Below are 26096 nucleotides of genomic sequence, written 5' to 3'. Positions count from 1 at the left end.
TGCATGGGCAGTTATCTGAATCCGGGCAGCAAAGGCTTTCAGGAAAGTCTGAACTCGGAAATCTATGTGGACAAGACAGGACTGATCGAAAAGACAAATGCGGTTTTGAACACGCGGCAGAAGTTTCTCTGCGTCAGCCGCCCCAGACGCTTCGGCAAGTCGATGGCTGCGGATATGCTTGCAGCTTACTACGACCGTGGTGAAGATACCGCATCCCTGTTTGACCCTCTGAAAATCAGCAAGACAGGTTCTTATCAGCAGCATCGGAACCAGTACGATGTCCTCAAGGTCAATATGCAGGAATTTCTGAGCATGACGCACAGCATGGATGAAATGCTGACCATGCTGCAAAAGTATCTGGTCTTTGACCTGACCGACCACTTTCAGGAAGTGCGTTTTCGGGATGAGAGCAATCTCATTCAGGTGATGAAGGACATCTACGCAAAAACGAAACGGTCGTTCGTGATCCTGATTGACGAATGGGACTGCCTGTTCCGCGAATATCAGCAGGATCAGGATGCGCAGAAAAAGTATCTCGACTTCCTGCGGGCATGGCTCAAGGATAAGGATTATGTTGCGCTGGCCTATATGACGGGCATTCTTCCGATCAAGAAGTACGGCTCTCATTCTGCGCTGAATATGTTCACCGAATATTCCATGACCGACCCTGGCGATCTGGCAGAATACTTCGGCTTCACCGAGCAGGAAGTAGCTGCTCTCTGTGACAAGTATCAGATGAACTTTGAGGAAGCCAGAGCATGGTACGATGGCTATGACCTGATTGCACACCGGCAGTCCGGTGATGTGCATTATTCCATGTACAGCCCGAAATCGGTTGTGGAAGCCATGCTGCGGCACAAGTTCGGCACCTACTGGAACCAGACTGAAACCTACGAAGCCCTGAAAATTTACATCCAGATGGATATGGATGGTTTGCAGGATGCCGTAGTTCGGATGCTTGCTGGCGAGCGTGTGAAGATCAACACCGGCACATTCAGCAATGATATGACCACTTTCTCCTGCAAAGATGATGTGCTGACGCTGCTGGTGCATCTGGGCTATCTGACCTACGATAGTTCCAGCGAAACCGTGACGATTCCCAACAAGGAAGTTTCGCAGGAGTACGTCAATGCCATCAGCACAATGAACTGGAAAGGTGTCATGGATTCCGTTGACGCATCCCGCAAGCTGCTCGAAGCATTGTGGGCAATGGATGCGGATGCCGTGGCAGCCGGCATCGATAAGGCACATGAAGAAGTCTCTATCCTGCAATACAACGATGAAAACTCTCTGAGCTGTACCATCAATCTGGCGTTCTATTTTGCACGGGAGTATTACACGCTGGTGCGTGAACTGCCCGCAGGTAAAGGCTTTGCGGATGTGTGCTTTATTCCCCGCAGGCTGCATCTGGACAAGCCAGCGATAGTGATCGAGCTGAAATGGGATAAGAGTGCGGCTGGCGCATTGGCTCAAATCAAGGAGAAGCACTACGGCAATGCGCTGAAGGATTATCAGGGAAATCTGCTGTTGGTTGGCATCAATTATGATAAGATCACGAAAAAACATGAGTGTGTCATAGAACACATCCAGAAAGGTGTTTAACTTGAAAAGCTTCTATTCACATCTAGACCCCGTATGAAATCCGAATTGATTTGAAGAAAATTCCAATGAGTATCCTCTTAAAAGAAAACGGATATAAAATCTATGAATGATGAAATTCAAATGAGTATTTCAATTCCAACAGACGATGACGGTTATGCACTTCTGAAATGCGACCACTGTGGCAATCTTTTTAAGGTGATGCCATCTGACGCACAGGATGACGGTGTACTTCAAATCTATTGCCCTAGTTGTGGATTGATAAGTGACAACTACCTCACTGAGGATGTATTAAATCTTGCGATGAACATGGCAGAGAATATTGCCAATGACTATATTTATGACATGGTTAAAGACTTGGAACGAAAAAGCAACAAGTATGTTAAAATAAAAGCAGGAAATCGTCCGATACATAAAAGTGAATCTCCGCTTCATTCTGGCATTGAAGCATTAGAAAGCGGTACATTTTCATGTTGTGGACGGACAGCCAAAATTAAGCCATTATTGAAAATAGCAGGAGCATATTGTCCATTTTGTGGGGTAAAAGATTATGAAATTGAATAAACGAGAACTCCGAAAAATTCTTTATGATTTCAATAGCTACTCTAATCGCTTGATTCAAGCAAACTACGGAGACTATACTGGTGTACTTCAAAAATATCTGAACTATTTGGACAGTACACCTATTATTGCTGATTATATTAAAAGCTGCGGCGATTGTGATATGAATGTTGAGGAGGATATTAAAGAAGTTCAACACTCATATGGGAGAGAAATTTTCGCACCTGGTGATACAGAGGAGGAAGAAGTTCGGAATATTTATGCTGTTCTACGGTATATTGCAAATGAAAATATTGATGTTTATAATGCAATCGCCATAGGGTATGCCCGTTCCACTTCAAAGTTTCAGGAAAGAGTGAAGGCCTTTAATGATCGCTTTGTTATGATTTTGATTGGTCACATTGAAAGATATTTAACGAAAGTTGGTATTGATATGGGATTAGATGAAAAAATTGTTTATAATGTATCTGTGGAAAACGGTCAGGCTATTATTGCAACAGATGGCTCAACTGTTAATGCAACAAATCAGGTAAAAGCTGATTTGGATGGATTAGAGAAGTTGATTGCGGCAATCAAAGAAAATGCAGATGTACTTGATGTAGATAGCCGAGAGGCTGCTTATGAAAGTCTAGAAGTAATAGAAACCGAAGCTGCCGCAGAAAAACCTAAAAAGAGTATGATTAAAACTGCTCTTGGAACATTGAAGGCTATTAAAGGCACCGTGGAATTTGGCGCATCAGTTGCAGCACTGGCCGATTTTATTGCACCGCTTCTTCCAATGTGATTTAAGGAAGATGAGATGAATCGTATGAAGTTCAACCTACTATTTATAACATTGATGTTGATATAGTATAGGTGGAATAACGCTTGTCGGCATATATTATCGTCTGTGCTAAGTATTGGGTGCAAAAGTGATTTTGTACCACTTCTGTACCAATCTTGTACCAATTGTACGCTAAAACATCGCTGTTTTTGAAGATTTATTACTCAACAATGAAGTTGAAAATGAGTGAAAAGTAACGATTTGAAGCGATTTATAAGGATTCGTCTGGGTGTGTTAGAGCAATCCCCACGATGAAGCCGATTGAGCAGTAAAACACGAAATTAAAACGAAGATACGGCAGCTATGTTGCGTAAAACAACGTAGCTGCCGCTTTTTGTTTCATATAAGGATTTTATGCTACCAATCGGCGTTCCCTGCGGTTAAATCAGCTCGTCGCTGGTGATTATAAAATGCACCTTGATTCAGCATACGCCAAAATTTACGCCAATGATTCATAGCACACGTTCCACCCAACGCAGTGCAGCGTTAAGACGCTCACTTTGCCGGTCATGATGGCCGTAGTCATCCAGCACAGTTTTGGCTCCACATGTCGCTTGCAGGGCAGTGTGGACTCGTTGGGCATAGCTATAGGCATCACACAGGCGGTTGTTGTGGCCTTCGCCCTCCCGGATACCATTTTGCAGATAAACCTGTGCGGAGTGGTTTTTGGGGACATGTTCCTCTATGAAATCGGCAACACCCGGATACCAGAACGACCCACAGAGGGAAAATACTGCAGCAAAGGCATCTGTTTCCCAGAGACTCATGGTTGCAGCCAGACCGCCCAGCGAATAGCCGCCATACGCCAGCTTTTCCGTGTCAAGGGCGTATTCGTCTATAAGCGCCGGGAGAATTTCGTTGTTCAGTTCTCGATGATATTGTCCTAGCTGCCCACCAAAATCCGGCGTGCCCGGTCGAATAGCCGGTTCCGGCCACGGGGTATATTCTGAAAGTCTGTTATTGGGGTATACCCCCACCAACACTGCTCGTTCCGTGCGCAGATTCAACTGCTCAATCAGTTCCCCATCGTTGAGTAGGATTGCAGGATTTTTGCCTTTGCGCAGTCCCTTTTCCGGGAACCGGACTCCAATTCGATGTGAACCGAGATTTAGAATTTCCATCCATAACCGCCCTTTTTTATCAATTATTACGCAGTGTGGGGTGCTCCCCACATAGACAAACGGTAGCATTTTGTGCTATATTAGCATTAGCTAACCGCTTTTGCACAAAGGAGCTCCCAATGAATCAAATATCCGCGCTTCCTAATCCGCTGGAAATTTTATTTCAGGAATACAATCAGGGCCGAATCGAGTCTGTCGGCTTCCGCAGCTTTACCCTGCACGCTGGTGAGAGTAATAGCTACCGCACCCTGAAAAGTGCACTGATTGTTCCGGTGTCGGGTCGGGCCATCTTCTCATTTGAGCACGAACCTTTCATTGCCAAGCGAGGACTATTCCTGCACGGATGTCCCGACAAGACCCTGACCATTTCGGCTTTGGGCGAGCAGGATTTCCACTACATCAATATGTACTACGAAAACGACCGGCCTTTGCTGTTCTCCCACAAGCTCAAAAATCCGGAACAGACCTTTTCCATTCTGGAGCAGATCCTAAAGCTCCACCCGGACGCTGACATCCGCAGTCAGTACCAGCAGGAAAAGCTGACAGAAGAGTTCTTCGCCCAGATTTTTGCAGATTTTCAGCCCGAGGAAACTTATAACGAGAGCCAGATTATGAACATCCTGCTGGATTTCATCGCAGAGCACTATGCAGAGCCGCTGACGCTGGACGCACTGGCCGAGCAGGTCAATGAGAAAGCTGGACATGTCAGCTATCTCTTTTATAAGTACAAAAACATCCGTCCCATCGATTACCTCATCAATTATCGTGTCCGAATAGCCACTGAGCTTTTGCGTTCCGGCGACTACACTGTGACACAGGCCGCTCATGAGGTCGGCTACCGAGATGCCTGTTATTTCAGCCGCATTTACAAAAAACGGATGGGCTTTCCGCCCACCCGTATTCTGCCATAACCGAAATTTTTGATTTCAGGTTCCGTTAAGATGCACTGTACATGAAGTTGTACAGGGTCTCAGCAGAATCGATGACCCGTGCACCGTAGTCCATTACGTCATCATAATCCATCTCGATGACCTTCTGGTTGGCGATGGCGGGAACTTCCTGCACGACGGCGTTGGAGGTCAGCTGCTCCACCGCGTCGGCATCGGTGGCACCAAAGCGATCTGCGCGGACGTAGACGATGATATCCGGGTTCATGGAGACCAGATTCTCCAGAGTCAAGCCGTTGCCGCCCTTGTCCAGAACATTTTCAGCGTTCAGGGCATTCAGCATACAACTGCTCATCTTGGAATTGAAGGCCACGAAGGTGCCATCGGCGTAGCCAGCCATGAACAGAACCTTCAGGGGTTCGCCACTCTGGCTGCTGACCTTGTCCATCAGCGCGTCGATTCTCTCCTGCAGCTCGTCAGCGTAAGCGTTTGCAGTCTCCTGCACGTTGAAGATCTCGCCGATGTTCCGCACATCCTCTACAATGTTATCCAGCGACTGATCAATGGAAGCGCTAGCCAGCTCAGTGTAGACGGGAATGCCCAGCTCCTGATAGGACTGGACAGTGCCAATGCTGCTTTCGGTGAACATCAGGGGACCCTTGCCAAGGATCAGATCCGGCTCCGTGGCAAGGATGGTCTCCTTGGAAACAGACTTCTTATCGCCAAGGCTATTTAGAGATGCAATTTCATCAGCAATGTCACCCTTCAGGGCATTGTCATTATCGAACACGCCGACGATTTTATCCTTGAGCCCCAGCTTGATGAGCAACTCAGTCATGGACAGCTGTGTGGACAGCACCTTCTCCGGTGCATGGTCGTAGGTCATATCTACAGCATTGCCATCAGCGTCATAAATCTGCAGGGTCAGGGGGTAGGCAGTCTCCTCAGCGGAAGAAACGGTGCTCTCGGCCACCGATGAAGCCACCTCAGAGGAGGCGGCAGCAGACGATGCCACAGAAGATGTAGTCTGACTGCAGCCAGTGGCCAGCATGACGGCTGCCAGTGCCGCGGCAGCAACACTCAGGGTTTTCTTTTTCATAAAGGTTCCTCTTTCTGCGGGGTACTCCCGCGTTTTTGTTATAGATATTGAATCATCAGTTTTCCGTTGATCGGGCTGGGGTAGACACAGGCTTCGACATCAAAGATGCGGTGCAGGTTTTCAGAGGTCATTACGGCTTCGGGCATCCCCTGCGTAACTATCTCCCCTTGTTTCATCAGGTAGAGATAGTCGCAGAACTGCGCCGCAAGGCTCAGATCATGCAGAGCAGCCAGGACCGTGATCTGCAAATCTTTGATGATTGAAAGGATTTCTAACCGATAACGGATATCCAGATGATTTGTCGGCTCGTCGAGGATCAGGATCTTGGGCGACTGGGTCAGCGCGCGGGCCAGAACCACCCGCTGCTTTTCACCGCCCGAAAGGGACTGGAAGTTCCGGTCGCGGTAGCTTTTCATGCCTACCTTGTCCAGTGCCTCCAAAGCCATCTCATAATCCCGCTCTTTTTCCTGCTCCAGCAGGGAGTGAAACGGATACCGTCCCATCAGGGCGATGTCCAGCACGGTATAGTCAAAATTGATCTGGTTGAATTGTCCCATCACCGCCATGTTCCGCGCCAGCTTTTTGCCGGAAAAGTGTGTGATGTCCTCGTCATCCAGACGAACGATGCCGCTGTCCATCTTTTGTGTGCGGTAGATGGAGCGGAGTAGAGTGGTCTTGCCGCTGCCGTTGGCACCCAGCAAGGCCGAAAATTTCCGGTCCGGCACCTCAATGGAGAGATTCCGAACGATGGGTTTTCCGGCAATCGAAACGCTGACGTTTTTCGCATCCAGTTTCATTCAATTGCCTCCAAATCCATACTTTTTACGCACCATCACATAGACGAAGAACGGCGCACCCACCAAGGCAGTGAAGATGCCCACAGGCAGCTCGGTGTTGGGAATCAGACTGCGGGCGATGGCATCTACCCAAAGCATGAACAGTCCGCCGGATAATGCTGCAATGGGCAGTAGTTTTCGGTGTGCTGTGCCTGCAATGGCGCGGGAAACGTGCGGGATAATAAGCCCTACAAAGCCAATCGTGCCGCAGACCGATACAAGTGCACCGGTCAGCACCGAGAGCACCAGCAGGTAAACCAACCGACACCGGAAGGTGTTGATGCCGATGGTGGAAGCTGCTTCCTCGCCCAACATCAGGCCATCCAGCGTCTGCGCCTGCGTCCGGAAAAAGACTGCTGCTGCCAGTACAATCAGTGCGACAAGGCCGATGTTCTTCCATCCGGCACGGGTCAGTGAACCCATCGTCCAGAACTTGATGGACATCATACCGTCCGAATCACCGGCTACTGCAATGATAAAGTTGGAAAATGCGGTCAGCAGCGCATTGACGATCATGCCAGAGAGAATCAGCTTGACTGAGGTGGTCTTGCCATCCGCCGATGAGAGAGCCAATACGAGGAAGCAGGCACCGCCTGCTCCTACAAAGGCCCAAAAGCCGGAGATTACGCCCAGCCCTAAAAAGAGTGAACCGGTGGCTCCCAGCGTTGCGCCTGCCGACACACCAAGAATGTATGGGTCTGCCATTGGGTTTTGGACAACTGCCTGCATCACGCAGCCACAGAGCGCCAGCCCGCTTCCTGCTAGAAAGCCCAGAATAATTCGGGGCATTCGGATCTGCCAGACGATCTGTTCAAATGCCACAGATACCGAGGTGCCTGTGTCTGTCCCGAACAGGTGCCGAAGCAGGATCGATAGTGTATCTTGTACCGGAATGCGGACTGCTCCCATGCAAAGCGTAATGATTGCAGAAACAAGCGTTAGAATCATCAATAGAATGATCGTCAGTCGTGTCTTTTTCATATAGAAATCACCCTCTCAAGTGGTCAGGGGTTAGCTTTGACTACCTGCAAAGTATTTTACAGGCTGCTTGCAGATTTGTCTATGGACAATTCTTTAAAGAATGGACGATTCTTAAAAACCGCATGACCGTCTGCATGGGATACCCGGCGATGACCCCCAAGTGGGAGAGCCGGAAAACGCCGCCGGAAGGGGGCAGGAAATCCATGCAGGGAGAACGGCTAAACGTTGATTCCTCAGTTACCAGAAAACAATGTGGTCAAATTGACCACATTGTTTTTCCGTAACGCCAACGAAAGGATGGAATGCCTATGAGTAATTTTACCCCTGCATGGTTCAAGAAGGTTTTTTTCAACGAATCCCTGTTCTGTGACGATTTTCTGAGCACCCATCAACTGCTTTACTCGAATGGTGCATTTTTCACCCCGGACGGCAGAATGGTGGACCCCATGCCCCTGCGCTGCGTGGACGATGATATGCGGATGGAAGCCCTGCGTCAGACCAACTATGTCAAATCCATCGTGACCGCACAGGGACAGATGGACTTGGAGCGCAAGGGCAAGCAGAGCTATCAAGGCTGGATGTACGCCCGTCTGCTGGCGTTCAGCAACGGCGATCTGCAGGCATTGTATGACCGCTCGGACGGTTTCTATCGCCGTCAGCTCATCCTGACCACCAAGGACAAGCCCCTGTCTCGTGTGGATGACCCGGACATTGCCGAGAAGATGGCGGCAGAGGTCGAGGGCATCCTGCTGTGGGCATTTGAGGGCTTGCAGCGGCTGGTGAAGAATGGCTTCCAGTTCACCGAGAGTGACCGTGCCAAGCGGAACCGGGAACTGGTGAAGCGGAACAACAATGTGTTCGATTTCCTCGAATCCGAGGGCTACATCCGCCTGAAGGCGGATGCCTGCACCAGCTCGAAAGAGCTGTATGAGGTTTACAAGATGTGGTGTGAGGAGAACAGCCTGAACGCCATCAAATCCCGTGGGTTCAGCGATGCCCTGATCGCCAACCAGCGCAGGTACAATCTGGAATCCACCAACAACATCATCAATTCTTCCGGGCGGCGGGTCCGGGGATTTGTGGGCATCGAGACCCTTGTGCAGCCTGACCTTACCCCAAACGGCTGGCGGGCATGACCCGCTTTTGATCCCCCTATATGGCACGTTTTCGGTCTTTCGCTGCGTACGTGCGTACAGAGAACGCCGCCTGCTGTGTACGCACGTACGCAGAAAAACGCTCAAGTTCTCCTTTATAGGAGGCGTTGGCAAAGTGTCATCTTGACAGTTTGCCAAGAGTGGTAAGTGTCGGAGAGCGGCATTTACCAAATCAGAGGGTCAAAATGACCCTCTGAAAAGCCGGACGAGCTGTCCATTCAGGACAGCTTGCCCGGTGCAGGAGTGCAGAGGATGCAGTCCTTTGCCCCAGTGATATGATGCTGTGCGTCATATCCTACTGGGTATTATCTGGCGCAAAACGGCGGCAGATCCAGCAGCTCCGCTGCTGCGTTTTTCCACGCCAAGCTGTTGAAACGGAGGGATGTCTATCTGAAATTAACGCGACACAACGGACGAGCCGGAAAGCACGGCACCTATAATCCCAAGCACAACGACCGGAATCTCGACCTCACCAACAGCGAGCACATCGACCCCGAACGAGCCAAGGGCAACATCTACTGGGACTGCTTTCACGGTTTCCGTTCGGCTCTTGTCCCACAAGACCCGGATGATCTGGCAGCAACCTTCTCAGATGTGGAACGGCAATTCTACGAGACCCACTACACGGCCTTCATCGAAAACCAGAACGAGCGTAACGCAAAGATCCGGCACACGGAACGTAACCGCTCCATTCCTGACCTGCTGTCCAGCCGCAAGACCTGCCCGGAAGAAACCATCTATCAGCTGGGAACAAAGGACGACCATGCTTCGGGCGAAGTTCTGCTGGCGGTCGTGACGGAGTTTATTGAAGAGTTCAAGGCGAGGTTCGGAGACCATGTTCATGTACTGGACTGGGCGTTGCATCTGGATGAAAGTATACCGCATATCCACGAACGTCATGTGTTCGACTGCGAGAACAAACACGGAGAGGTCGCACCCCAGCAGGAAAAGGCGCTGGAAACACTGGGCTTTGAGCTGCCCGACCCGGACAAGCCCCTCAGCCGCCGCAACAACCGCAAAATCACCTTTGATACCGCCTGTCGGAAGATGCTGTTCGAGATCGCCAAGCGATATGGGCTGGATCTGGAGGAGGAAGCGGAGTACGGCAACCGCAAGTATCTGGAGAAGCAGGACTTCATCCTTGCCAAGCAGAAGGAGCAGCTTGCCGCTCAGCAGAACAGGCTGGACGAACTGACCCTCAAGGTCGGCGACATGGAGACCCTGCTGGAAGATGTTTCAGCAGCAGCTTACGACAAGGCGGTGGAGGTCGTGACGGATGTGGTACGCACCGAGATCCGCAAGGAAGATATGCGGATGATCGAGGATACGAAAAAGTGGGTGCTGTCCCCGGAACGCAAAGCTCCGCAGGCCACACGGGAGTACACTGCAAAACATCTGGATAGCGTGCTGGACAAGTTCCTCAAGACCATGTAGACCACCTCTGCACGCTTGCAGGAGAAGCTCTTGAAGCCGGAAGTCCGGCAGAAAGGCAAGGAGCAGGTCAAGGAGAAAGCACGGGATTCCGTTCTGCAACTGCTGAACCGCTTGCAGGCAGAACAGGCACAAAACAAACCAGCGGCACAACCCCGCACACAGGAGGGGCACTCGGAAATCTGAACCTCATCGGGAGCGTTTGGGGCAGAAAGCTGGCACCTTCTGCCCCGGCACCCGGTTACAAGGATATGGAGGTGCAAGTGAAAGAAGTTTGCGTTTGCGAAGCAATGAAGTCCCCAGTGGGGACTTTAAGCAACGGAACGGTCTTGCGTCAGCAAGATGGAGGGACTAAGTCCCGACAAGTTCCGATTTGGCAAAAGAGCAATCTGACCTTGGAGGAAGCGGCGGCGTACTCCGGGATCGGTGTCAATAAACTGCGGTCGATGACCGATAGCGATGAATGCAAGTTCGTCCTTTGGAACGGAACCAAACGGCTGATCAAACGCCGTAAGCTGGACGAATATCTGGACAAGGCATTCTCGATCTGATGCGGTGTGAAAATTGACCGTTTGATGTTGCAGGGAGTCTTGCACCATGGTATACTCATGGTGTAAGGCTCCTTTTCAACATTCTGTGAACGAAAAGGAGAGTTTATATGCAAAGACGTAAAGATAACAAAGGCCGTGTTCTGAAGGATGGCGAGGTCTACCGCAAGAGTGACGGGCTGTATATGTACCGTTGGACTGCGAAAAACGGAAAACGCCATACCATCTATGATGCAACCTTGGAGGGGCTGCGCGAAAAGGAAGAGAAGATACAGCGCGACTTGGCAGAGGGCATCCGCATCCCGGAGTGCAGCCTGACCCTGAATGACTTGTTTGAACTGTGGCGTAAGAACAAGGTGGGCTTGAAAGAGCATACCTTCGCCAATTACGTTTATATGTACAATCGGTTCGTTCGGGATGAGATCGGCAGGATGAAGCTCAAGGATATTCGCAAGTCGGATATCCGCAGCTACTACAATGGCATCGTCCGCAATGGCAAGATGGCACTGAACACGCTGGAAACCATCCAGAATGTTCTCCATCAGGTCTTTGCGGTGGCGGTGGACGATGAGTACATCCGTGTAAATCCCACGGATGGTGTCCTGACGGCCATTAAAGCCGCCCACCAGTACGAAACGCCCAAACGCCACGCTCTGACCTTGCCCCAGCAGCAGGCATTCCTGAATTTCATTAAGAAAACGCCGAAGTTCCAGCACTGGCTTCCGATGTTCACTTTCATGCTGGGAACCGGATGCCGTATCTCGGAAACGGTAGGCCTGTGCTGGAGTGACATCGACTTTGAGAGTGGGTTTATTACCATTCAGCACAATCTGGTCTACCATGACCACGAAGTCGGTGGCTGCTACTTCACCATGTCCACGCCCAAAACTGCCGCAGGCAAACGGGCAATTCCCATATTGCCTGAAGTTCGAAAAGCGTTGGAGCAGGAACGAGCCAATCAGCAGGAACTGGTGTGTGAGTACGAAATCGATGGTATCTCGGACTTTGTGTTCCTGAACCGCTTCGGTCAGCCGCAGAATCCGCAGACCGTCAACCGTGCTATCAAGCGCATCAGCGTTGCCTACAACGAAGCCGAACTGGAAAAAGCGGAAAAGCAGAAGCGCGAACCCGAACTGCTGCCGCCTTTCTCCTGCCACAATCTCCGGCACACATTCTGCACCCGGCTGTGCGAAAATGAGACCAACCTGAAGATCATTCAGGACATCATGGGACACAAGGACATCAGCACCACGATGGAGATTTACGCGGAAGCCACTAAGGAAGCCAAAGCCCATTCCTTTGCAAATCTGAACGGTAAACTGGGCATTTCGGTCTGAAATCTACTACACCAACTACTACACCACTTTTACACCAAATTGCCGGTAAGTTGTGGAGAGTTGCGTAGGGTGACGTACGGGAGCAGGAAAAAGGAAGCCGCATGGATAGGCTTATAAAGGAAAATAAAGCCATTTGTGAGCCTTCCTTGACCTGTCCCCACGATGCGCCCTGAATCTAACTGAGCTACGTGGTAATCTTTGTGTCTCCGACAATGAAGTACATCGCGGATTCAGACACAGAAAATGTCAGAAAGCTGACATCCTTGACGGATTTCCGCATGGAGTGACGGAGATGCAGAAAAATCCCCATTAGGACAGACGGATTCTCACATTCTGGCTACCAGCAGAGAACTGTAAACGAGAAAACAGCCAAGAGGACATTTCACCATCAGCAAACGCTGACCGTGAGATGTCCTCTTTTTATATCCTGATAACGCAAGTATACCACTACCCTTGACAAAGGAGAAGACTGTCATGGAACATACGCCTGCTTCGTTTGAAGTTCCCGAACTGGAAAAAATTCTAGCCAAGAAGAAAAAGAGATACGTTGGCTACGAGGAAGGAATGGCTCTCTATTCAATGAGAAAGATTTCGTTCCGAAAGCTGGCACAGGAAGCTCACGCACTCCTCCGCATAAAAAAGATGGCGATCGTCGATCTGGATATTCTGGATGATTATCTGGAACAGCATCGCAGCAACAACTGAATCAGAGTTTTCTTACATAGCGCACTTTTCATCCGAAGGTGCGCTTTTTCTTGAATTTGTATGATTTTTTTCAAAAGTGAGATTTTTTTGATTGAATTTCTTTCAAAAGTGTGATACTCTATCATTGGAGGGTTGTAATATGCTGATAGAATTTCGGTTTAAAAATTATCGTTCATTTCGCGATGAAGCAATAATGTCTATGGAGGCAATGGGCTTAGGCAGTAAAAAAGATTGTCTGATTCATTATAAAAGTCAAAAAATTCTACCAACTGTAGCGATTTATGGAAAAAATGGCGGTGGAAAGAGTAATGTTATCCGTGCTTTTTGGCTAGCCGTTCAGTTTATAAAAAATGCACAGCGAACACAACATGAAAAATCCGAGATTCCAGTTCATTCATTTGCGTTAAATGATTATTCTGCAGAACAACCGACAGAATTTGAGTTTATTTATACCAAAAACAGTATAAAGTACTGGTATGGATTTTCTGCGACACGGCAGAAGATTTTAGAAGAACACCTATTTCATGCACCAAAAGGGCAAAGGGCAACTGTTTTTCATCGAGAAGGACAAAATTTTAGCTTCACAGAGGATAAAGCTCTTCGAAAGCTGATTGGTAAAATGGTATCAGAAAATCAACTGTTTTTCTCCGTTGCGTGTACAATGAATGATGCCGATTGTGTCAAAGCGATGCAATGGTTTAGAGAGGATGTTCGTTTTTCGAGGGATTATGCAGATATTCCAGATCAACTAATTAACTACACTGATGATCCACTCATGCTAAAAGCAATTTCAAACTATGCAAAAGCCGCAGATCTCGGCATTGAGGATGTCCAATTTGATGTTAATAATCAAGAAATCGACAGCAGTGATAAATTCCCCGAAAATATGCCAGATGAACTAAAAAGGGCATTATCGCAATTTGCACAGGCATTGGCATCTAGCCCCCACGTGAAAATGCAACAAATGCGGGTTGACCAAGTTGACGCTAAAACAACGCACAAAGGAAAAAACAAAGATGGCTCGAAAGGGCTTTACAAATTGGACTTGGACGATGAATCAGATGGTACACGTAGATTAATGTCAATTGCTCCTGGAATTGAATCAGCTTTGCGAACGGGTGGACTCCTTCTGATTGATGAAATCAATCGGGAGCTACATCCAATTTTGGTAGCATATATCGTTGCAAAATTCCAGAACAAGAGTACAAATCCAAACGGTGCACAGCTTGTTTTCACAACTCATAATACAGAACTTATGGGTATGGATTTGCTAAGGAAAGATCAATTCTATTTTGTGGATAAGCGCAATGCGGATGGTGTTTCTGAGCTTTATAGTGTTAGTGAACTTGGAACACGAACGACGGAAAACATCCAGAAAAATTATATTCTTGGCAAGTACGGCGCAATTCCGAATGTTGAAATTGAGGAGGTAGAGTAATGCCTCGTCAAGTAAAACGTATTAAGCCTTTAATTTATGTATTTTATGAAGGAGAGAGCGAGCAACAGTATATTGATTATTTAAAGAGTTGTTTCTCTGATGTGGCTGTAATTAAACGATGTTCAAAGAGGGCTTCTACAAATTTATTTGCAGATACAAAAAGTAGATTTGAAAAGGATAAAAAATATAGAGATGTAGCTGAAGCAACAGATGAAATATGGTTCTTTTTCGATGTCGAATCAAAGGATAGGGCAGATGAAATATGGAGTGAACGATTAAAAACCATTAATTACCTTCGCAAACTACGAAAAAAGCCTAATATCCGTGTTCGGCTTTTGATGACTTCTGGCTGTGTTGAGTATTGGTTTATGCTTCATTTTAAGGACTGCGCTCCTCCCACTCAAACTGATGCGGACAAAAAGAAACTCGTAGAAGATGTTAAAAAGATTATCCCAACTTACAGGAAAGGCGACAAAGACTCCATTTGGAAAATTGCTCCTAATTATCCAACGGCAATAAAGTATGCTCAAAAGCGTTTGCAAAGCATTAAGGAAATTCCTTGTATTGAAGATACCGATGAACGAAATCATTGGCTCTGTAAAAATTGTTTAACTTTTTCAACTGTATTTGAAGCACTTGATTTTCTGGAAAGTCTTAACTCTATGGTCTAAAGATTGCTCACTATCAGGGGAATTTTATTGTAAAATGATAATTTTCCTTTGTCTTTTCTTCGGGCACCAAGGATACGAATGAAGCACGATGGATACCAATAGAGTCTTTGCTTGCATTTTCCCCACGATGAAGCCGATTGAGCAGTAAAAGAAGGCTGCCGGGGCTCCGCAGGCGCAAAGCTGTACGAAGCTGCCGGAAGTGTCCCCGGAGCGTCCGGAACCTAGAATCAATGTAAAAGAGCCGCTGCACCTGTGTGAACTGCCCCCCATTTGTTAGACAGTATGGTATACTGTTTAGGAAATGGGGTGTTTTTGTATGCCAAAGGGACAACGAAAGTACAACGGAACGCAGAAGGTAGAAATCATTAAACGAATCCACAGAGAAAACCTGAGCTTTAAGGGAGCGTCCAGAGAATATGGCATTTCGGACCGTACACTCAGGGACTGGGAGCGCATTTATTGGGAGGAAGGAGAAGAAGCACTTCTGTTAGAGCGTCGAGGACGAGCCTGTGCCGCCAGTGGGACGCAGAAAGGTCGGAAGCCGAAATTAGACAAGCAAGTAGAAGAAGATCTCATTGCAGAGAATCAACGGCTTCGTATGGAGATCGACTATTTAAAAAAATTGAGAGCCTTGGTGCTGGAAGAGGAACGCCAAAACAGAAAGCACAAGTAGTTCAGGAGCTAAGGCAGAAATATCCATTGAAAGCATTGCTGCAACTTGCCGGACTTCCTCGCAGCACATTCTATTACTACCTGCATCGGTCTCAAAATCCTGCGAAGTACCAGATGGTAAAAAAACAGATCATTACAATCTTCAATGAGAACAAGAAGCGATACGGATATCGCAGAATTGCACAAGAACTACACAACAACGATATTTGTGTGAATCACAAGACGGTTCAGAAACTCATGAAGCAGCTGGGCTTAGTCTGTCAGGTTCGCGCAAAAAGAAAGTACAACTCCTACAAGGGTGAAGTCGGAGAAGTTGCGCCAAACTTGCTGGAACGGCATTTCAAGACAAACCAGCCGAATCGGAAATGGGTCACAGATGTTACCGAGTTCAAAGTGAACGACCAGAAACTCTACCTGTCTCCAATTCTTGATTTGTTCAATGGCGAAGTTGTCAGCTACAATCTGAGCCGCCATCCGAACTTTAAGCAGATCACGGATATGCTGGAAGGTGCTTTTCAAAAGCTGCCGGACAAGGTTGACAATCTGATTCTGCATTCGGATCAGGGCTGGCAGTATCAGATGAAATCCTACCAGAATCTGCTGAAAGCAAAAGGAATTACGCAAAGTATGTCTCGGAAAGCCACTTGTCTGGACAATGCTGTTGCCGAGAACTTCTTCGGACTGCTCAAGACGGAACTGTTCTATCTGGAAAAATTTGATTCCATTGACCAGCTTGAAAAAGCTATTGTCGATTACATCGACTATTACAACAACCGCCGAATTAAATTAAAACTAAACGGTCTGAGCCCTGTACAGTACAGGATTCAGACCGTTGGAGCTGCTTAATTCAATTTTTGTCTAACTTTTGGGGTTCATTTCATGTGAGGTGCGGCGGCTCTTTTTGCATCTTTTCAGCGAAAGCTGGGGCGCGGGGGCGCTGTTGCCGCCGGAATTCAGGATCGCGGCAAACTGCTGCAGCTGCTTGAGGGAGCTGACCCCCAGCTTTTCGTAGATGTTCTTGTTGTGGAAGCGCAGGGTGCTGTCCTTGATGTCCAGCTGCTCCACGATCTCCCGGGAGCGCAGCCCGGCCACATAGCCGTCAAAGATGCGGCGCTCGGTCTTTGTCAGGTTGGGGATGCCCTCCAGAAAGGTCTGGAAGGCATCGGGGACGGATTCGTTGCGGCACACGTCCGCCAGCCGGGAAAGCTCTGTCTGCATCTGCTGGCGCTCCATCTGCAGCTCGTCCATCCGCCGCCGGGACTCCCGCCGGTCCTCCTCAAACTGCCGGAACGCAGGCGAGAGGATGTGCTGGTGGAAGTACATGCAGCAGAACACCACAAAAAAGAGGATGAACAGGCCGATCAGCAGCATTTGCAGATTGCCGGAAAAGATCAGCCTGCGGTAGTCCGTCATGGGGATGCAGACGGCCAGCCGGTAGGACTGGTTCTCGCTCAGGCGGCAAAGCTCCGAGATGCCTGCATAGGCGCTGTCGGAGCTGATCAATTGGGTCAGGCTGCTGCCCATGCTGCGCAGCACCAGCATTTCCCGGGGGGCGTGGAAGTAGCCGCCGGTGGTGCCGCTGCTGAGGGCGGCACTGGCGTTCAGCCCGCTGTCTGCCGGGGCAAACAGGCAGATCAGGTGGTCAAAGCCGGTGGGCTGGGCAAAGTTCTGCTTGAAAAAGCTCTGGCTGATCTCAAAGCCGCACAGCCCGTACATGGTGCCGTCGCGGCCCCGCAGGGGCAGCAAAAACAACTGCACCTCCTCTTCCGAGGTGCCGGGGAGGCTGAACCGCTCCGTCAGCGTATAAGCCTGGTACAGCGGGGTGCTGCTGGGGGTCATCCAGCGGTCGTAGTCCGGGAACTGGTCGGTCTGGAATTCCATGCGCCATTTGCGGTGGGGCAGCAGGGGCACGGTGGGGGTGTCGGCACCGCCTTTCTGCACATAGAGCCCGGCGCGGGAGTACCCGGCCCCCCTCCATGCGGGTGTTGACGGTGGCATCCAGCAGCACAAAGGCACCGGAGCAGCTGGTCCGGCGCAGGCTGCGGGTGGTGTCCTTTTTGGTGTTGTGCAGGCTGGCAAACAGGAACAGCGCCGCGCCAAAGGTCAGCAAACAAAAGATCCGAACCCTTCTCTTTCGAGAAACGGTTCGGATCTTTCTTGTCTGGTGCGAGTAGCGATACAGAACTTTTCAAAAACCATCGTAGTACAATTTGTTTTTGAGGTCATCGGATAGCAACTTGCTTGTATCGCACCCCGATGGGCAGCCGTGTTTGAAATATAGTTGCCTTTTATATACCATACAACCTAAAAATTATCAAGTACGCGCAGCGTTCACTTCTCCCATCACCGGGAGCAAATGAACGCTGCTTTTTTGTTTACAACGAAAGGAGGCATCCGTGAAATGGCAGTATTTCGGGTAGAAAAGAACAGCGGCTACACGGTCATGTCAAACCACCACCTGCGGAACCGGGCCTTGTCCCTGAAAGCCAAGGGCTTACTCTCCCAAATGCTCTCCCTGCCGGAAGATTGGGACTACACCCTGCAAGGGCTGGCCCGTATCAACCGGGAAAGCATTGACGCGATACGGCAGGCCATCCGGGAACTGGAACAGGCAGGATACATCCAGCGTTCCAGAGAACGGGACGAGAAAGGGCGGCTGCGCGGCGCAGATTATGTGATCTTCGAGCTGCCGCAGCCTGTTCCTGCATCAGTTTCACCTACATTGGAAAATCCAACGTTGGAGAATTCCACGCAGGAAAACCCTACGTTGGAAAATCCAATGCAATTAAATAAAGATAAACTAATTACAGAAAAACAAAAGAAAGAGGGATTAAATACCGATTCCATTCCTATCCATTCCCCAAACCCCTTGCCTTTGGACGAGGGCGAGGCAGCGGCATCGCCGCCGGAACGAACGGGAAGCCGAAAGGAAGCGGCCTATCAAATCTACCGGGACCTGATTTTAGAGAATATCGAGTATGACACCCTCACTCAGAATCCCCGGATAGACCGGGAACAGTTGGACGAGATCGTGGACATCCTGCTGGAAACGGTCTGCACCAACCGCAAATCCATCCGGGTGGCTGGGGACGATTACCCGGCAGAGCTGGTCAAGGCGAAATTCCTGAAGCTGGACAGCCATCACATTGAGTTCGTCATGGACTGCCTGCGGGACAACACTACCAAAGTCCGCAACATCAAGCAATACCTGCGGGCCATGCTTTTTAACGCGCCCAGCACCATCAACAGCTACTATGCGTCCCTTGTGGCGCACGATATGGCACAGCCCGATTGGGGCCGTCCGCCCAACACCTGACCGAAAGGAGCGTCCACTCATGAGAGCCCTTTATCTGCGGCGGCTGGTGGTTCCACCCTAGCTGCCGCCCTGAATTTTCTGCAACAAGGAGGGATTCATATTGCAGGAAGAAATCACCCAGAAAACCATTGCCCTGTCCATGAAAACAGGCAAACTCACCGCACAAGCTCTGCAAACCGCGCTGAAAAAATATTTACAGCACCGGGCCAAGGAGCCAACGCTGCATCACGGCAAGCAAAGCCTGAAACAACTGAAAGCCCACGGTGCATCCCTGACCAACATTGAAGTCACGGAGGCGAACATCGGGGCGTTCAAACCCTGCGCCAAGAAGTACGGCGTGGACTTCACCTTACGCAAGGACAAGACCACCCAGCCGCCCCACTACATCGTGATCTTCAAGGCCAAGGATACGGACAATCTGGAACAGGCGTTCCGGGAGTTCACAGCCAAAACGCTCTCCAAGGAGCAGCGGCCCTCCATCCGCAAGGTGCTGACCGCAGCCAAGCAGAAAGCCGCCCAGCAGTCGAAACGTGCGAAGGAAAAAATCAAGCAAAGGGGGTTAGAGCGATGAAGCCTGAACTGAAAAAGCTGCTGTTGCTGAATCTGCCGTATCTGCTGTTCGTGTACCTGTTCGCCAAATGCGGGCAGGCGTACCGTCTGGCTGCGGGCGCGGATGCTTCGGCCAAGCTGCTGCACCTAACGAGCGGCATCTCCGCCACCTTTGCAAACCCGCTACCCAGCCTGCATCCGTTTGACCTGTGCGTGGGCGTTGCCGGGGCGGTGGCTGTCCGGCTCATCGTGTACAGCAAGGGCAAGAACGCCAAGAAATACCGCAAGGGTGAAGAATACGGCTCTGCCCGATGGGGCACCGCCAAAGACATTGCCCCCTACATCGACCCCAAGTTTGAAAACAACATCCTGCTGACCCAGACCGAACGCCTGACCATGACCGGGCGGCCCAAAGACCCCAAGACGGCCCGGAACAAGAATGTGCTGGTGATCGGCGGCTCCGGCAGCGGCAAAACCCGCTTCTATGTGAAGCCCAACCTCATGCAATGCTTTCCCACTTCCGACTATCCCACCTCATTCGTGGTCACAGACCCGAAAGGGACTCTGGTTCTGGAAACGGGCCAAATGTTCCAGCGGGCAGGCTACCGGGTGAAAATCCTGAACACGATAAACTTTTCCAAGTCCATGAAGTACAACCCCTTTGTCTACATCCACTCGGAAAAGGACGTGCTGAAGCTGGTGAATACCCTTATCGCTAACACCAAGGGCGAGGGTGAAAAATCGGCAGAAGATTTTTGGGTGAAGTCGGAACGGCTGTTCTACACGGCTCTGATTGGCTACATCTGGTACGAGGCCCCGGCAGAAGAAATGAACTTCACCACCCTGCTGGAAATGATAAATGCCAGTGAAGCCCGTGAAGATGACCCGGACTTTCAAAGCCCTGTGGACCTCATGTTTGAGCGGCTGGAACAGAAAGACCCGGACCACTTCGCCGTCCGGCAGTACAAAAAGTTTTTGCTGTCGGCGGGCAAGACCCGTTCCTCCATCCTGATAAGCTGTGGTGCCCGTTTAGCCCCATTTGACATCCGGGAAGTGCGGGAGCTGATGGAGGACGATGAAATGGAACTGGACACCATCGGGGATGAAAAGACCGTGCTGTTTTTGATTATGAGCGACACAGACACTACGTTCAACTTCATTCTCGCTATGCTCCAAAGCCAGCTTATCAACCTGCTGTGTGACCGTGCGGATGATAAATACGGTGGTCGGCTGCCTGTCCATGTACGGCTGATTCTGGACGAGTTCGCCAACATCGGGCAGATTCCCAACTTCGACAAGCTGATCGCCACCATCCGCAGCCGGGAAATCTCGGCATCCATCATTTTGCAGAGCCAGTCGCAGCTGAAAGCCATCTACAAGGATGCCGCCGAAATCATTTCGGACAACTGCGATTCTGTTCTCTTTTTGAGTGGGCGGGGCAAAAATGCCAAAGAGATCTCCGATGCGCTGGGGAAAGAGACTATCGACAGTTTCAACACCAGCGAAAACCGGGGCTCTCAAACCTCCCACGGACTGAACTATCAAAAACTAGGAAAGGCGTTGATGTCAGAGGACGAAATCGCAATCATGGACGGCGGCAGATGTATTTTGCAGCTGCGGGGTGTGAGGCCGTTCTTCTCGGAGAAGTTCGACATCACCAAGCACCCGCACTACAAATACCTTGCGGACGCGGACAAAAAGAATACCTTTGATGTGGACAGGTTCTTATCCACTCTACGCCGGAAACGGCAGCAGGTAGTCGCACAGGACGAAAGTTTTGACCTGTACGAAATCGACCTGTCGGATGAAGATGCAGCCGAATAATTTTTATTTTGAGTGTCGCAGAATAAGCGGCAGAAAGTGAGGACCTTATGGAATTTTTCAACAGTGCAGTCGATACTTTGCAGACCATCGTGGTCGGTCTGGGCGGTGCCCTGTGTGTCTGGGGCGGCATCAACCTGTTGGAGGGTTATGGACAGGATAACCCCGGCAGCAATGCTCATGTACGGTAAGGAAGCAAGCAACCGAAAACAAGAGATAGACCGCCAGCACTACACTATTCCGAACCAAAGACCAAAAGATAAGCATTGTGGGAAAATCTAAACTTTTGGATTTTCCTACAATGCCAACTACGGCGGAATCCCTCCCACTCCTTATATCTTTCTGTATACATTGAATTTGTATTTAGTAAAATGCAGACAACACCACGGATCGGCTTTTGGTTGGACAATTCCAACCAAACACCACAGCAGACAGCAGAAAACATTCTGAACGCTAGGAAGCCGGTATGATTGTTACATATAAGGGGAAGAAAAATTTCTTTTAGGTACTTGCTTTCCTAAAACTGATGTGATACAATGATTTAATCCAGAAAAGGAGTAAAAAATATGCGGCAAGGTATTCTTAAATAAAACTATAATCAAATAGTGGGAACAAAGGATTATGATAGCTCCTTTTGTAGGGGCTTAGTTTTTTGTACCCAATTTAAGAATACTTTTGCCTTATCAATTTTGACATATCCCCAAAAACAGCAATCACAAACAGGTGTATGCTGTATATGTGTATGTCCGCAACTTATAATCCCCAGTGGTAAAAGTATTTTACTGCTGGGGATTTTTATGCCCTTTGGGGCTGTAAAGGGAGGACAATCACATGAAAATAATCAATATTGGAATTCTTGCCCATGTAGACGCTGGAAAGACGACCTTGACGGAGAGCCTGCTATATGCCAGCGGAGCCATTTCAGAACCGGGGAGCGTCGAAAAAGGGACAACGAGGACGGACACCATGTTTTTGGAGCGGCAGCGTGGGATTACCATTCAAGCGGCAGTCACTTCCTTCCAGTGGCACAGATGTAAAGTTAACATTGTGGATACGCCCGGCCACATGGATTTTTTGGCGGAGGTGTACCGCTCTTTGGCTGTTTTAGATGGGGCCATCTTGGTGATCTCCGCTAAAGATGGCGTGCAGGCCCAGACCCGTATTCTGTTCCATGCCCTGCGGAAAATGAACATTCCCACCGTTATCTTTATCAACAAGATCGACCAGGCTGGCGTTGATTTGCAGAGCGTGGTTCAGTCTGTTCGGGATAAGCTCTCCGCCGATATTATCATCAAGCAGACGGTGTCGCTGTCCCCGGAAATAGTCCTGGAGGAAAATACCGACATAGAAGCATGGGATGCGGTCATCGAAAATAACGATGAATTATTGGAAAAGTATATCGCAGGAGAACCAATCAGCCGGGAAAAACTTGCGCGGGAGGAACAGCAGCGGGTTCAAGACGCCTCCCTGTTCCCAGTCTATCATGGCAGCGCCAAAAATGGCCTTGGCATTCAACCGTTGATGGATGCGGTGACAGGGCTGTTCCAACCGATTGGGGAACAGGGGGGCGCCGCCCTATGCGGCAGCGTTTTCAAGGTTGAGTACACCGATTGCGGCCAGCGGCGTGTCTATCTACGGTTATACAGCGGAACGCTGCGCCTGCGGGATACGGTGGCCCTGGCCGGGAGAGAAAAGCTGAAAATCACAGAGATGCGTATTCCATCCAAAGGGGAAATTGTTCGGACAGACACCGCTTATCAGGGTGAAATTGTTATCCTTCCCAGCGACAGCGTGAGGTTAAACGATGTATTAGGGGACCAAACCCGGCTCCCTCGTAAAAGGTGGCGCGAGGACCCCCTCCCCATGCTGCGGACGACGATTGCGCCGAAAACGGCAGCGCAAAGAGAACGGCTGCTGGACGCTCTTACGCAACTTGCGGATACTGACCCGCTTTTGCGTTGCGAAGTGGATTCCATCACCCATGAGATCATTCTTTCTTTTTTGGGCCGGGTGCAGTTGGAGGTTGTTTCCGCTTTGCTGTCGGAAAAATACAAGCTTGAAACAGTGGTAAAGGAACCCACCGTCATTTATATGGAGCGGCCGCTCAAAGCAGCCAGCCACACCATCCATATCGAGGTGCCGCCCAACCCGTTTTGGGCATCCATCGGACTGTCTGTTACACCACTCCCGCTTGGCTCCGGTGTACAATACGAGAGCCGGGTTTCGCTGGGATACTTGAACCAGAGTTTTCAAAACGCTGTCAGGGATGGTATCCGTTACGGGCTGGAGCAGGGCTTGTTCGGCTGGAACGTAACGGACTGTAAGATTTGCTTTGAATACGGGCTTTATTACAGTCCGGTCAGCACGCCGGCGGACTTCCGCTCATTGGCCCCGATTGTATTGGAACAGGCATTGAAGGAATCAGGGACGCAACTGCTGGAACCTTATCTCTCCTTCACCCTCTATGCGCCCCGGGAATATCTTTCCAGGGCTTATCATGATGCACCGAAATACTGTGCCACCATCGAAACGGCCCAGGTAAAAAAGGATGAAGTTGTCTTTACTGGCGAGATTCCCGCCCGCTGTATACAGGCATACCGTACTGATCTGGCCTTTTACACCAACGGGCGGAGCGTATGCCTTACAGAGCTGAAAGGATATCAGGCCGCTGTCGGTCAGCCGGTCATCCAGCCCCGCCGTCCAAACAGCCGCCTGGACAAGGTGCGCCATATGTTTCAGAAGGTAATGTAAAGATACATAATCGTCAAGACGGCAACAATCAGAAGTTATGGAGGGTAACAATGGAATATAGTAAGGAAGATTTAATGGAAGCAAAAAAGCAAATTTGGGGAGTGGGAGAGAACATGGGAACAGAGGAAAGTAAAAAAATCTGGGAGGAGAACGCACAATTTTGGGATAATGCAATGGGTGACGAATCTAATGAATTTCACAGAGAGGTAGTGCGCCCCAAAGTAACGGAACTTCTATCTCCTAATCCTGCGGATTACATTTTGGATATTGCGTGTGGCAATGGAAATTATTCTTCGTATCTTGCACAAAGAGGTGCTTCGGTTGTCGCTTTTGATTACAGCAAAAAAATGATAGAATTGGCTAAAAGACGGCAATCACAATATGCAAAACAAATTGAATTTTGTGTGGCGGATGCGACCGATAGAAAAAGTATATTAGAATTAAAAAGAAATCGAGCCTTTACGAAAGCAGTTTCTAATATGGCAATTATGGATATTACGGACATTGAACCACTTCTTATGGCTGTTTATGAACTGTTGCAGGAAAGCGGAATTTTTGTCTTTGCAACGCAACACCCTTGTTTTGTCACGTTGACTGAAAAATATATGACACCGCACAGTTACTATGATATAGCGATTGAAGGGCAACCGAAAGAGCAGATTTATTATCATCGTTCCATACAAGATATTTTTAACCTTTGTTTTAGAGCTGGATTTGTCATTGATGGATTTTATGAAGAATGTTTCAAAACCAACAAAGAAATTCCTATGGTAATGATAGTAAGGCTTAAGAAGGTAAAACGTGATAGCTTAAAATAAATTCAAGTTTGTCGGGTAAATAGCAAACCCAGCCGAGCCAGTCAACGATAAAATGAACGCCGCTTCGCGCCGTCGTTGACAGCCCCGCCCGTCTTTGCTGGTAGGCAATCAAGGAGCGACAGCCTAAAGTGCTGCCGCCCCTTACTATCATAAAAAGCAACTACTAACCAGCCACAGCCCTTTTGGGAGGAAAGGGGGATTTTCCATGACCTGTACAGAAGAATATCGGGAACATATCGAGTACACTTTCCATGCCTTTTGCAAAGTCGTTATCCGAAATGCAACGATCAACGCAGCGAGGACACGGAGCAGGAAGCACAAAAGAGAAATATCCCTTGAATACCTCACAGACGAAAAGCACTACCCTTTAGGCACGACAGATGAATATTTCCAAGCCCCGGAGCCGGACGAGGAATACATACTTACCCTTTGCGGCGATACGGTCATTTTCAGCAGCGGTTTACTTGCGGAAGCCCTGTCACGGCTGGACGAACGGGAGCGGGAAATGATTTACCTGTCCTTTTTCAAGCGTATTCCACAGCACGAAATTGGCAGACAGTACGGGCGCAGCCGCAGCACAGCGGGCTACCATATCCGAAAAGCCCTACGGCAGCTCCAAGCGGAAATGGAGGGAATGGCATATGAGAAATAATAGGCTTCTCCCCTATGAAACAATCGTCCAAGCCGCCAGCGGGGAGCCGGAAGCGGTGGGAACTGTATTGCAGTATTACCGCCGCCGCATACAATGTGCCGCCCGTGTGAATGGACGGGTAGACCAAGATACAGAGGACTACATCACCCAGACGCTTCTCACAGCTATTTTCAAGTTCCGCTTTGGGAGATAGCCCTACCGCCTACAACTGAATAACCGCCGCTTCGCCGGCAACCAGAAAGCAGTAAATCTATTCAACAGATTTGCTGCTTTTTTTCGTTCCTGTTTGGCATTTTTGAAAATCCCCAGTATGAAAAAACAAAAGG

At 49.4% G+C, this 26096-nt stretch carries 25 protein-coding genes and 1 pseudogene; 21 read left to right on the top strand and 5 right to left on the bottom strand.

The window, feature by feature from the left end; all coding sequences use genetic code 11:
- Positions 1 to 3 precede the first annotated feature (3 nt).
- From ACKXGA_RS07295 to ACKXGA_RS07285, 3 genes are all read left to right on the top strand, one after another.
- On the top strand, positions 4 to 1602 hold the full coding sequence (locus ACKXGA_RS07295) for an AAA family ATPase (protein WP_117477458.1): 1599 nt from the start codon (positions 4 to 6) through the stop codon (positions 1600 to 1602).
- 102 nt (positions 1603 to 1704) lie between these two features.
- On the top strand, positions 1705 to 2163 hold the full coding sequence (locus tag ACKXGA_RS07290; RefSeq protein WP_117477457.1) for a TFIIB-type zinc ribbon-containing protein: 459 nt from the start codon (positions 1705 to 1707) through the stop codon (positions 2161 to 2163).
- Positions 2150 to 2944, top strand: coding sequence for a hypothetical protein (locus tag ACKXGA_RS07285; protein WP_117477456.1), 795 nt, complete (start codon positions 2150 to 2152; stop codon positions 2942 to 2944). The genes ACKXGA_RS07290 and ACKXGA_RS07285 overlap by 14 nt, the downstream gene beginning before the upstream one ends.
- 491 nt (positions 2945 to 3435) lie before the next feature.
- Here ACKXGA_RS07285 and ACKXGA_RS07280 read toward each other — a convergent pair whose 3' ends face one another.
- Positions 3436 to 4104 carry an alpha/beta hydrolase-fold protein gene (locus ACKXGA_RS07280; protein WP_117477455.1) on the bottom strand — a complete coding sequence of 223 codons (669 nt, stop codon included), beginning with the start codon at positions 4102 to 4104 and terminating at the stop codon, positions 3436 to 3438.
- 119 nt (positions 4105 to 4223) lie between these two features.
- Here ACKXGA_RS07280 and ACKXGA_RS07275 point away from each other — a divergent pair, with 119 nt between their 5' ends.
- Positions 4224 to 5015: an AraC family transcriptional regulator gene (locus ACKXGA_RS07275; RefSeq protein ID WP_005935380.1), complete on the top strand. Its 792-nt coding sequence runs from the start codon at positions 4224 to 4226 to the stop codon at positions 5013 to 5015.
- A gap of 25 nt (positions 5016 to 5040) precedes the next feature.
- Here ACKXGA_RS07275 and ACKXGA_RS07270 read toward each other — a convergent pair whose 3' ends face one another.
- Genes ACKXGA_RS07270 through ACKXGA_RS07260 form a run of 3 tightly spaced genes read right to left on the bottom strand, consistent with a single transcriptional unit; the run spans position 5041 to position 7874 of the window.
- Entirely contained in the window at positions 5041 to 6090 is a 1050-nt protein-coding gene (locus ACKXGA_RS07270; RefSeq protein WP_423730369.1) for an ABC transporter substrate-binding protein, read from the bottom strand.
- Positions 6091 to 6128: 38 nt separating this feature from the next.
- A complete protein-coding gene (locus tag ACKXGA_RS07265; RefSeq protein ID WP_117477453.1) occupies positions 6129 to 6887 on the bottom strand; it encodes an ABC transporter ATP-binding protein in 759 nt (252 codons plus the stop codon).
- A complete protein-coding gene (locus ACKXGA_RS07260; RefSeq protein ID WP_278320829.1) occupies positions 6888 to 7874 on the bottom strand; it encodes a FecCD family ABC transporter permease in 987 nt (328 codons plus the stop codon).
- 485 nt (positions 7875 to 8359) lie between these two features.
- Here ACKXGA_RS07260 and ACKXGA_RS07255 point away from each other — a divergent pair.
- From ACKXGA_RS07255 to ACKXGA_RS07215, 9 genes and pseudogenes are all read left to right on the top strand, one after another.
- Positions 8360 to 9043 (top strand): annotated as a pseudogene (locus ACKXGA_RS07255) (DUF5906 domain-containing protein); the annotation flags it as partial.
- A 387-nt stretch (positions 9044 to 9430) separates the two neighbouring features.
- The gene (locus tag ACKXGA_RS07250) at positions 9431 to 10495 is read left to right on the top strand and encodes a hypothetical protein (RefSeq protein ID WP_242990453.1); all 1065 of its coding nucleotides are present in this window, start codon (positions 9431 to 9433) and stop codon (positions 10493 to 10495) included.
- Positions 10496 to 10821: 326 nt separating this feature from the next.
- A complete protein-coding gene (locus ACKXGA_RS07245) occupies positions 10822 to 11043 on the top strand; it encodes an excisionase (RefSeq protein ID WP_242990458.1) in 222 nt (73 codons plus the stop codon).
- Between the two features lie 107 nt (positions 11044 to 11150).
- Positions 11151 to 12377, top strand: a complete 1227-nt coding sequence (locus ACKXGA_RS07240) for a tyrosine-type recombinase/integrase (RefSeq protein ID WP_117477449.1) — start codon at positions 11151 to 11153, stop codon at positions 12375 to 12377.
- A gap of 474 nt (positions 12378 to 12851) precedes the next feature.
- Positions 12852 to 13082 (top strand): DUF6462 family protein, encoded by a 231-nt coding sequence (locus tag ACKXGA_RS07235; protein ID WP_117477448.1) that lies wholly within the window; start codon positions 12852 to 12854, stop codon positions 13080 to 13082.
- Positions 13083 to 13221: 139 nt separating this feature from the next.
- On the top strand, positions 13222 to 14520 hold the full coding sequence (locus ACKXGA_RS07230) for an AAA family ATPase (RefSeq protein WP_117477447.1): 1299 nt from the start codon (positions 13222 to 13224) through the stop codon (positions 14518 to 14520).
- Positions 14520 to 15191, top strand: coding sequence for an RloB family protein (locus ACKXGA_RS07225; RefSeq protein WP_117477446.1), 672 nt, complete (start codon positions 14520 to 14522; stop codon positions 15189 to 15191). The genes ACKXGA_RS07230 and ACKXGA_RS07225 overlap by 1 nt, the downstream gene beginning before the upstream one ends.
- 316 nt (positions 15192 to 15507) lie before the next feature.
- On the top strand, positions 15508 to 15864 hold the full coding sequence (locus ACKXGA_RS07220; protein ID WP_181967528.1) for a helix-turn-helix domain-containing protein: 357 nt from the start codon (positions 15508 to 15510) through the stop codon (positions 15862 to 15864).
- Positions 15813 to 16709, top strand: coding sequence for an IS3 family transposase (locus ACKXGA_RS07215; RefSeq protein WP_423730394.1), 897 nt, complete (start codon positions 15813 to 15815; stop codon positions 16707 to 16709). Before ACKXGA_RS07220 ends, ACKXGA_RS07215 begins: the two co-directional genes overlap by 52 nt.
- A 12-nt stretch (positions 16710 to 16721) precedes the next feature.
- Here ACKXGA_RS07215 and ACKXGA_RS07210 read toward each other — a convergent pair whose 3' ends face one another.
- Positions 16722 to 17861: a helix-turn-helix transcriptional regulator gene (locus ACKXGA_RS07210; RefSeq protein WP_242990439.1), complete on the bottom strand. Its 1140-nt coding sequence runs from the start codon at positions 17859 to 17861 to the stop codon at positions 16722 to 16724.
- Between the two features lie 403 nt (positions 17862 to 18264).
- Here ACKXGA_RS07210 and ACKXGA_RS07205 point away from each other — a divergent pair, with 403 nt between their 5' ends.
- The 8 genes from ACKXGA_RS07205 (at position 18265) to ACKXGA_RS07170 (ending at position 25963) form a co-directional block, all read left to right on the top strand.
- A complete protein-coding gene (locus ACKXGA_RS07205; RefSeq protein ID WP_156060277.1) occupies positions 18265 to 19179 on the top strand; it encodes a DUF6017 domain-containing protein in 915 nt (304 codons plus the stop codon).
- A 100-nt stretch (positions 19180 to 19279) separates the two neighbouring features.
- On the top strand, positions 19280 to 19750 hold the full coding sequence (locus tag ACKXGA_RS07200; RefSeq protein ID WP_156060279.1) for a PcfB family protein: 471 nt from the start codon (positions 19280 to 19282) through the stop codon (positions 19748 to 19750).
- The gene (locus tag ACKXGA_RS07195; RefSeq protein WP_423730368.1) at positions 19747 to 21552 is read left to right on the top strand and encodes a VirD4-like conjugal transfer protein, CD1115 family; all 1806 of its coding nucleotides are present in this window, start codon (positions 19747 to 19749) and stop codon (positions 21550 to 21552) included. The genes ACKXGA_RS07200 and ACKXGA_RS07195 overlap by 4 nt, the downstream gene beginning before the upstream one ends.
- A 47-nt stretch (positions 21553 to 21599) precedes the next feature.
- On the top strand, positions 21600 to 21740 hold the full coding sequence (locus ACKXGA_RS07190; protein ID WP_044960906.1) for a Maff2 family mobile element protein: 141 nt from the start codon (positions 21600 to 21602) through the stop codon (positions 21738 to 21740).
- 640 nt (positions 21741 to 22380) lie between these two features.
- Positions 22381 to 24300, top strand: coding sequence for a tetracycline resistance ribosomal protection protein Tet(W) (tet(W), locus tag ACKXGA_RS07185; RefSeq protein WP_418265575.1), 1920 nt, complete (start codon positions 22381 to 22383; stop codon positions 24298 to 24300).
- A gap of 50 nt (positions 24301 to 24350) precedes the next feature.
- On the top strand, positions 24351 to 25118 hold the full coding sequence (locus tag ACKXGA_RS07180) for a class I SAM-dependent methyltransferase (RefSeq protein ID WP_002586626.1): 768 nt from the start codon (positions 24351 to 24353) through the stop codon (positions 25116 to 25118).
- Between the two features lie 205 nt (positions 25119 to 25323).
- Positions 25324 to 25770: an RNA polymerase sigma factor gene (locus tag ACKXGA_RS07175; RefSeq protein ID WP_002602096.1), complete on the top strand. Its 447-nt coding sequence runs from the start codon at positions 25324 to 25326 to the stop codon at positions 25768 to 25770.
- Positions 25760 to 25963, top strand: coding sequence for a helix-turn-helix domain-containing protein (locus ACKXGA_RS07170; protein ID WP_002602095.1), 204 nt, complete (start codon positions 25760 to 25762; stop codon positions 25961 to 25963). The genes ACKXGA_RS07175 and ACKXGA_RS07170 overlap by 11 nt, the downstream gene beginning before the upstream one ends.
- Positions 25964 to 26096: the final 133 nt, after the last annotated feature.

Origin of the sequence: Faecalibacterium hominis (ex Afrizal et al. 2022), from assembly GCF_049545105.1 — a bacterium.
Lineage (GTDB): Bacteria > Bacillota > Clostridia > Oscillospirales > Ruminococcaceae > Faecalibacterium > Faecalibacterium duncaniae.
This window is presented reverse-complemented; position numbering and strand designations above follow the sequence as displayed.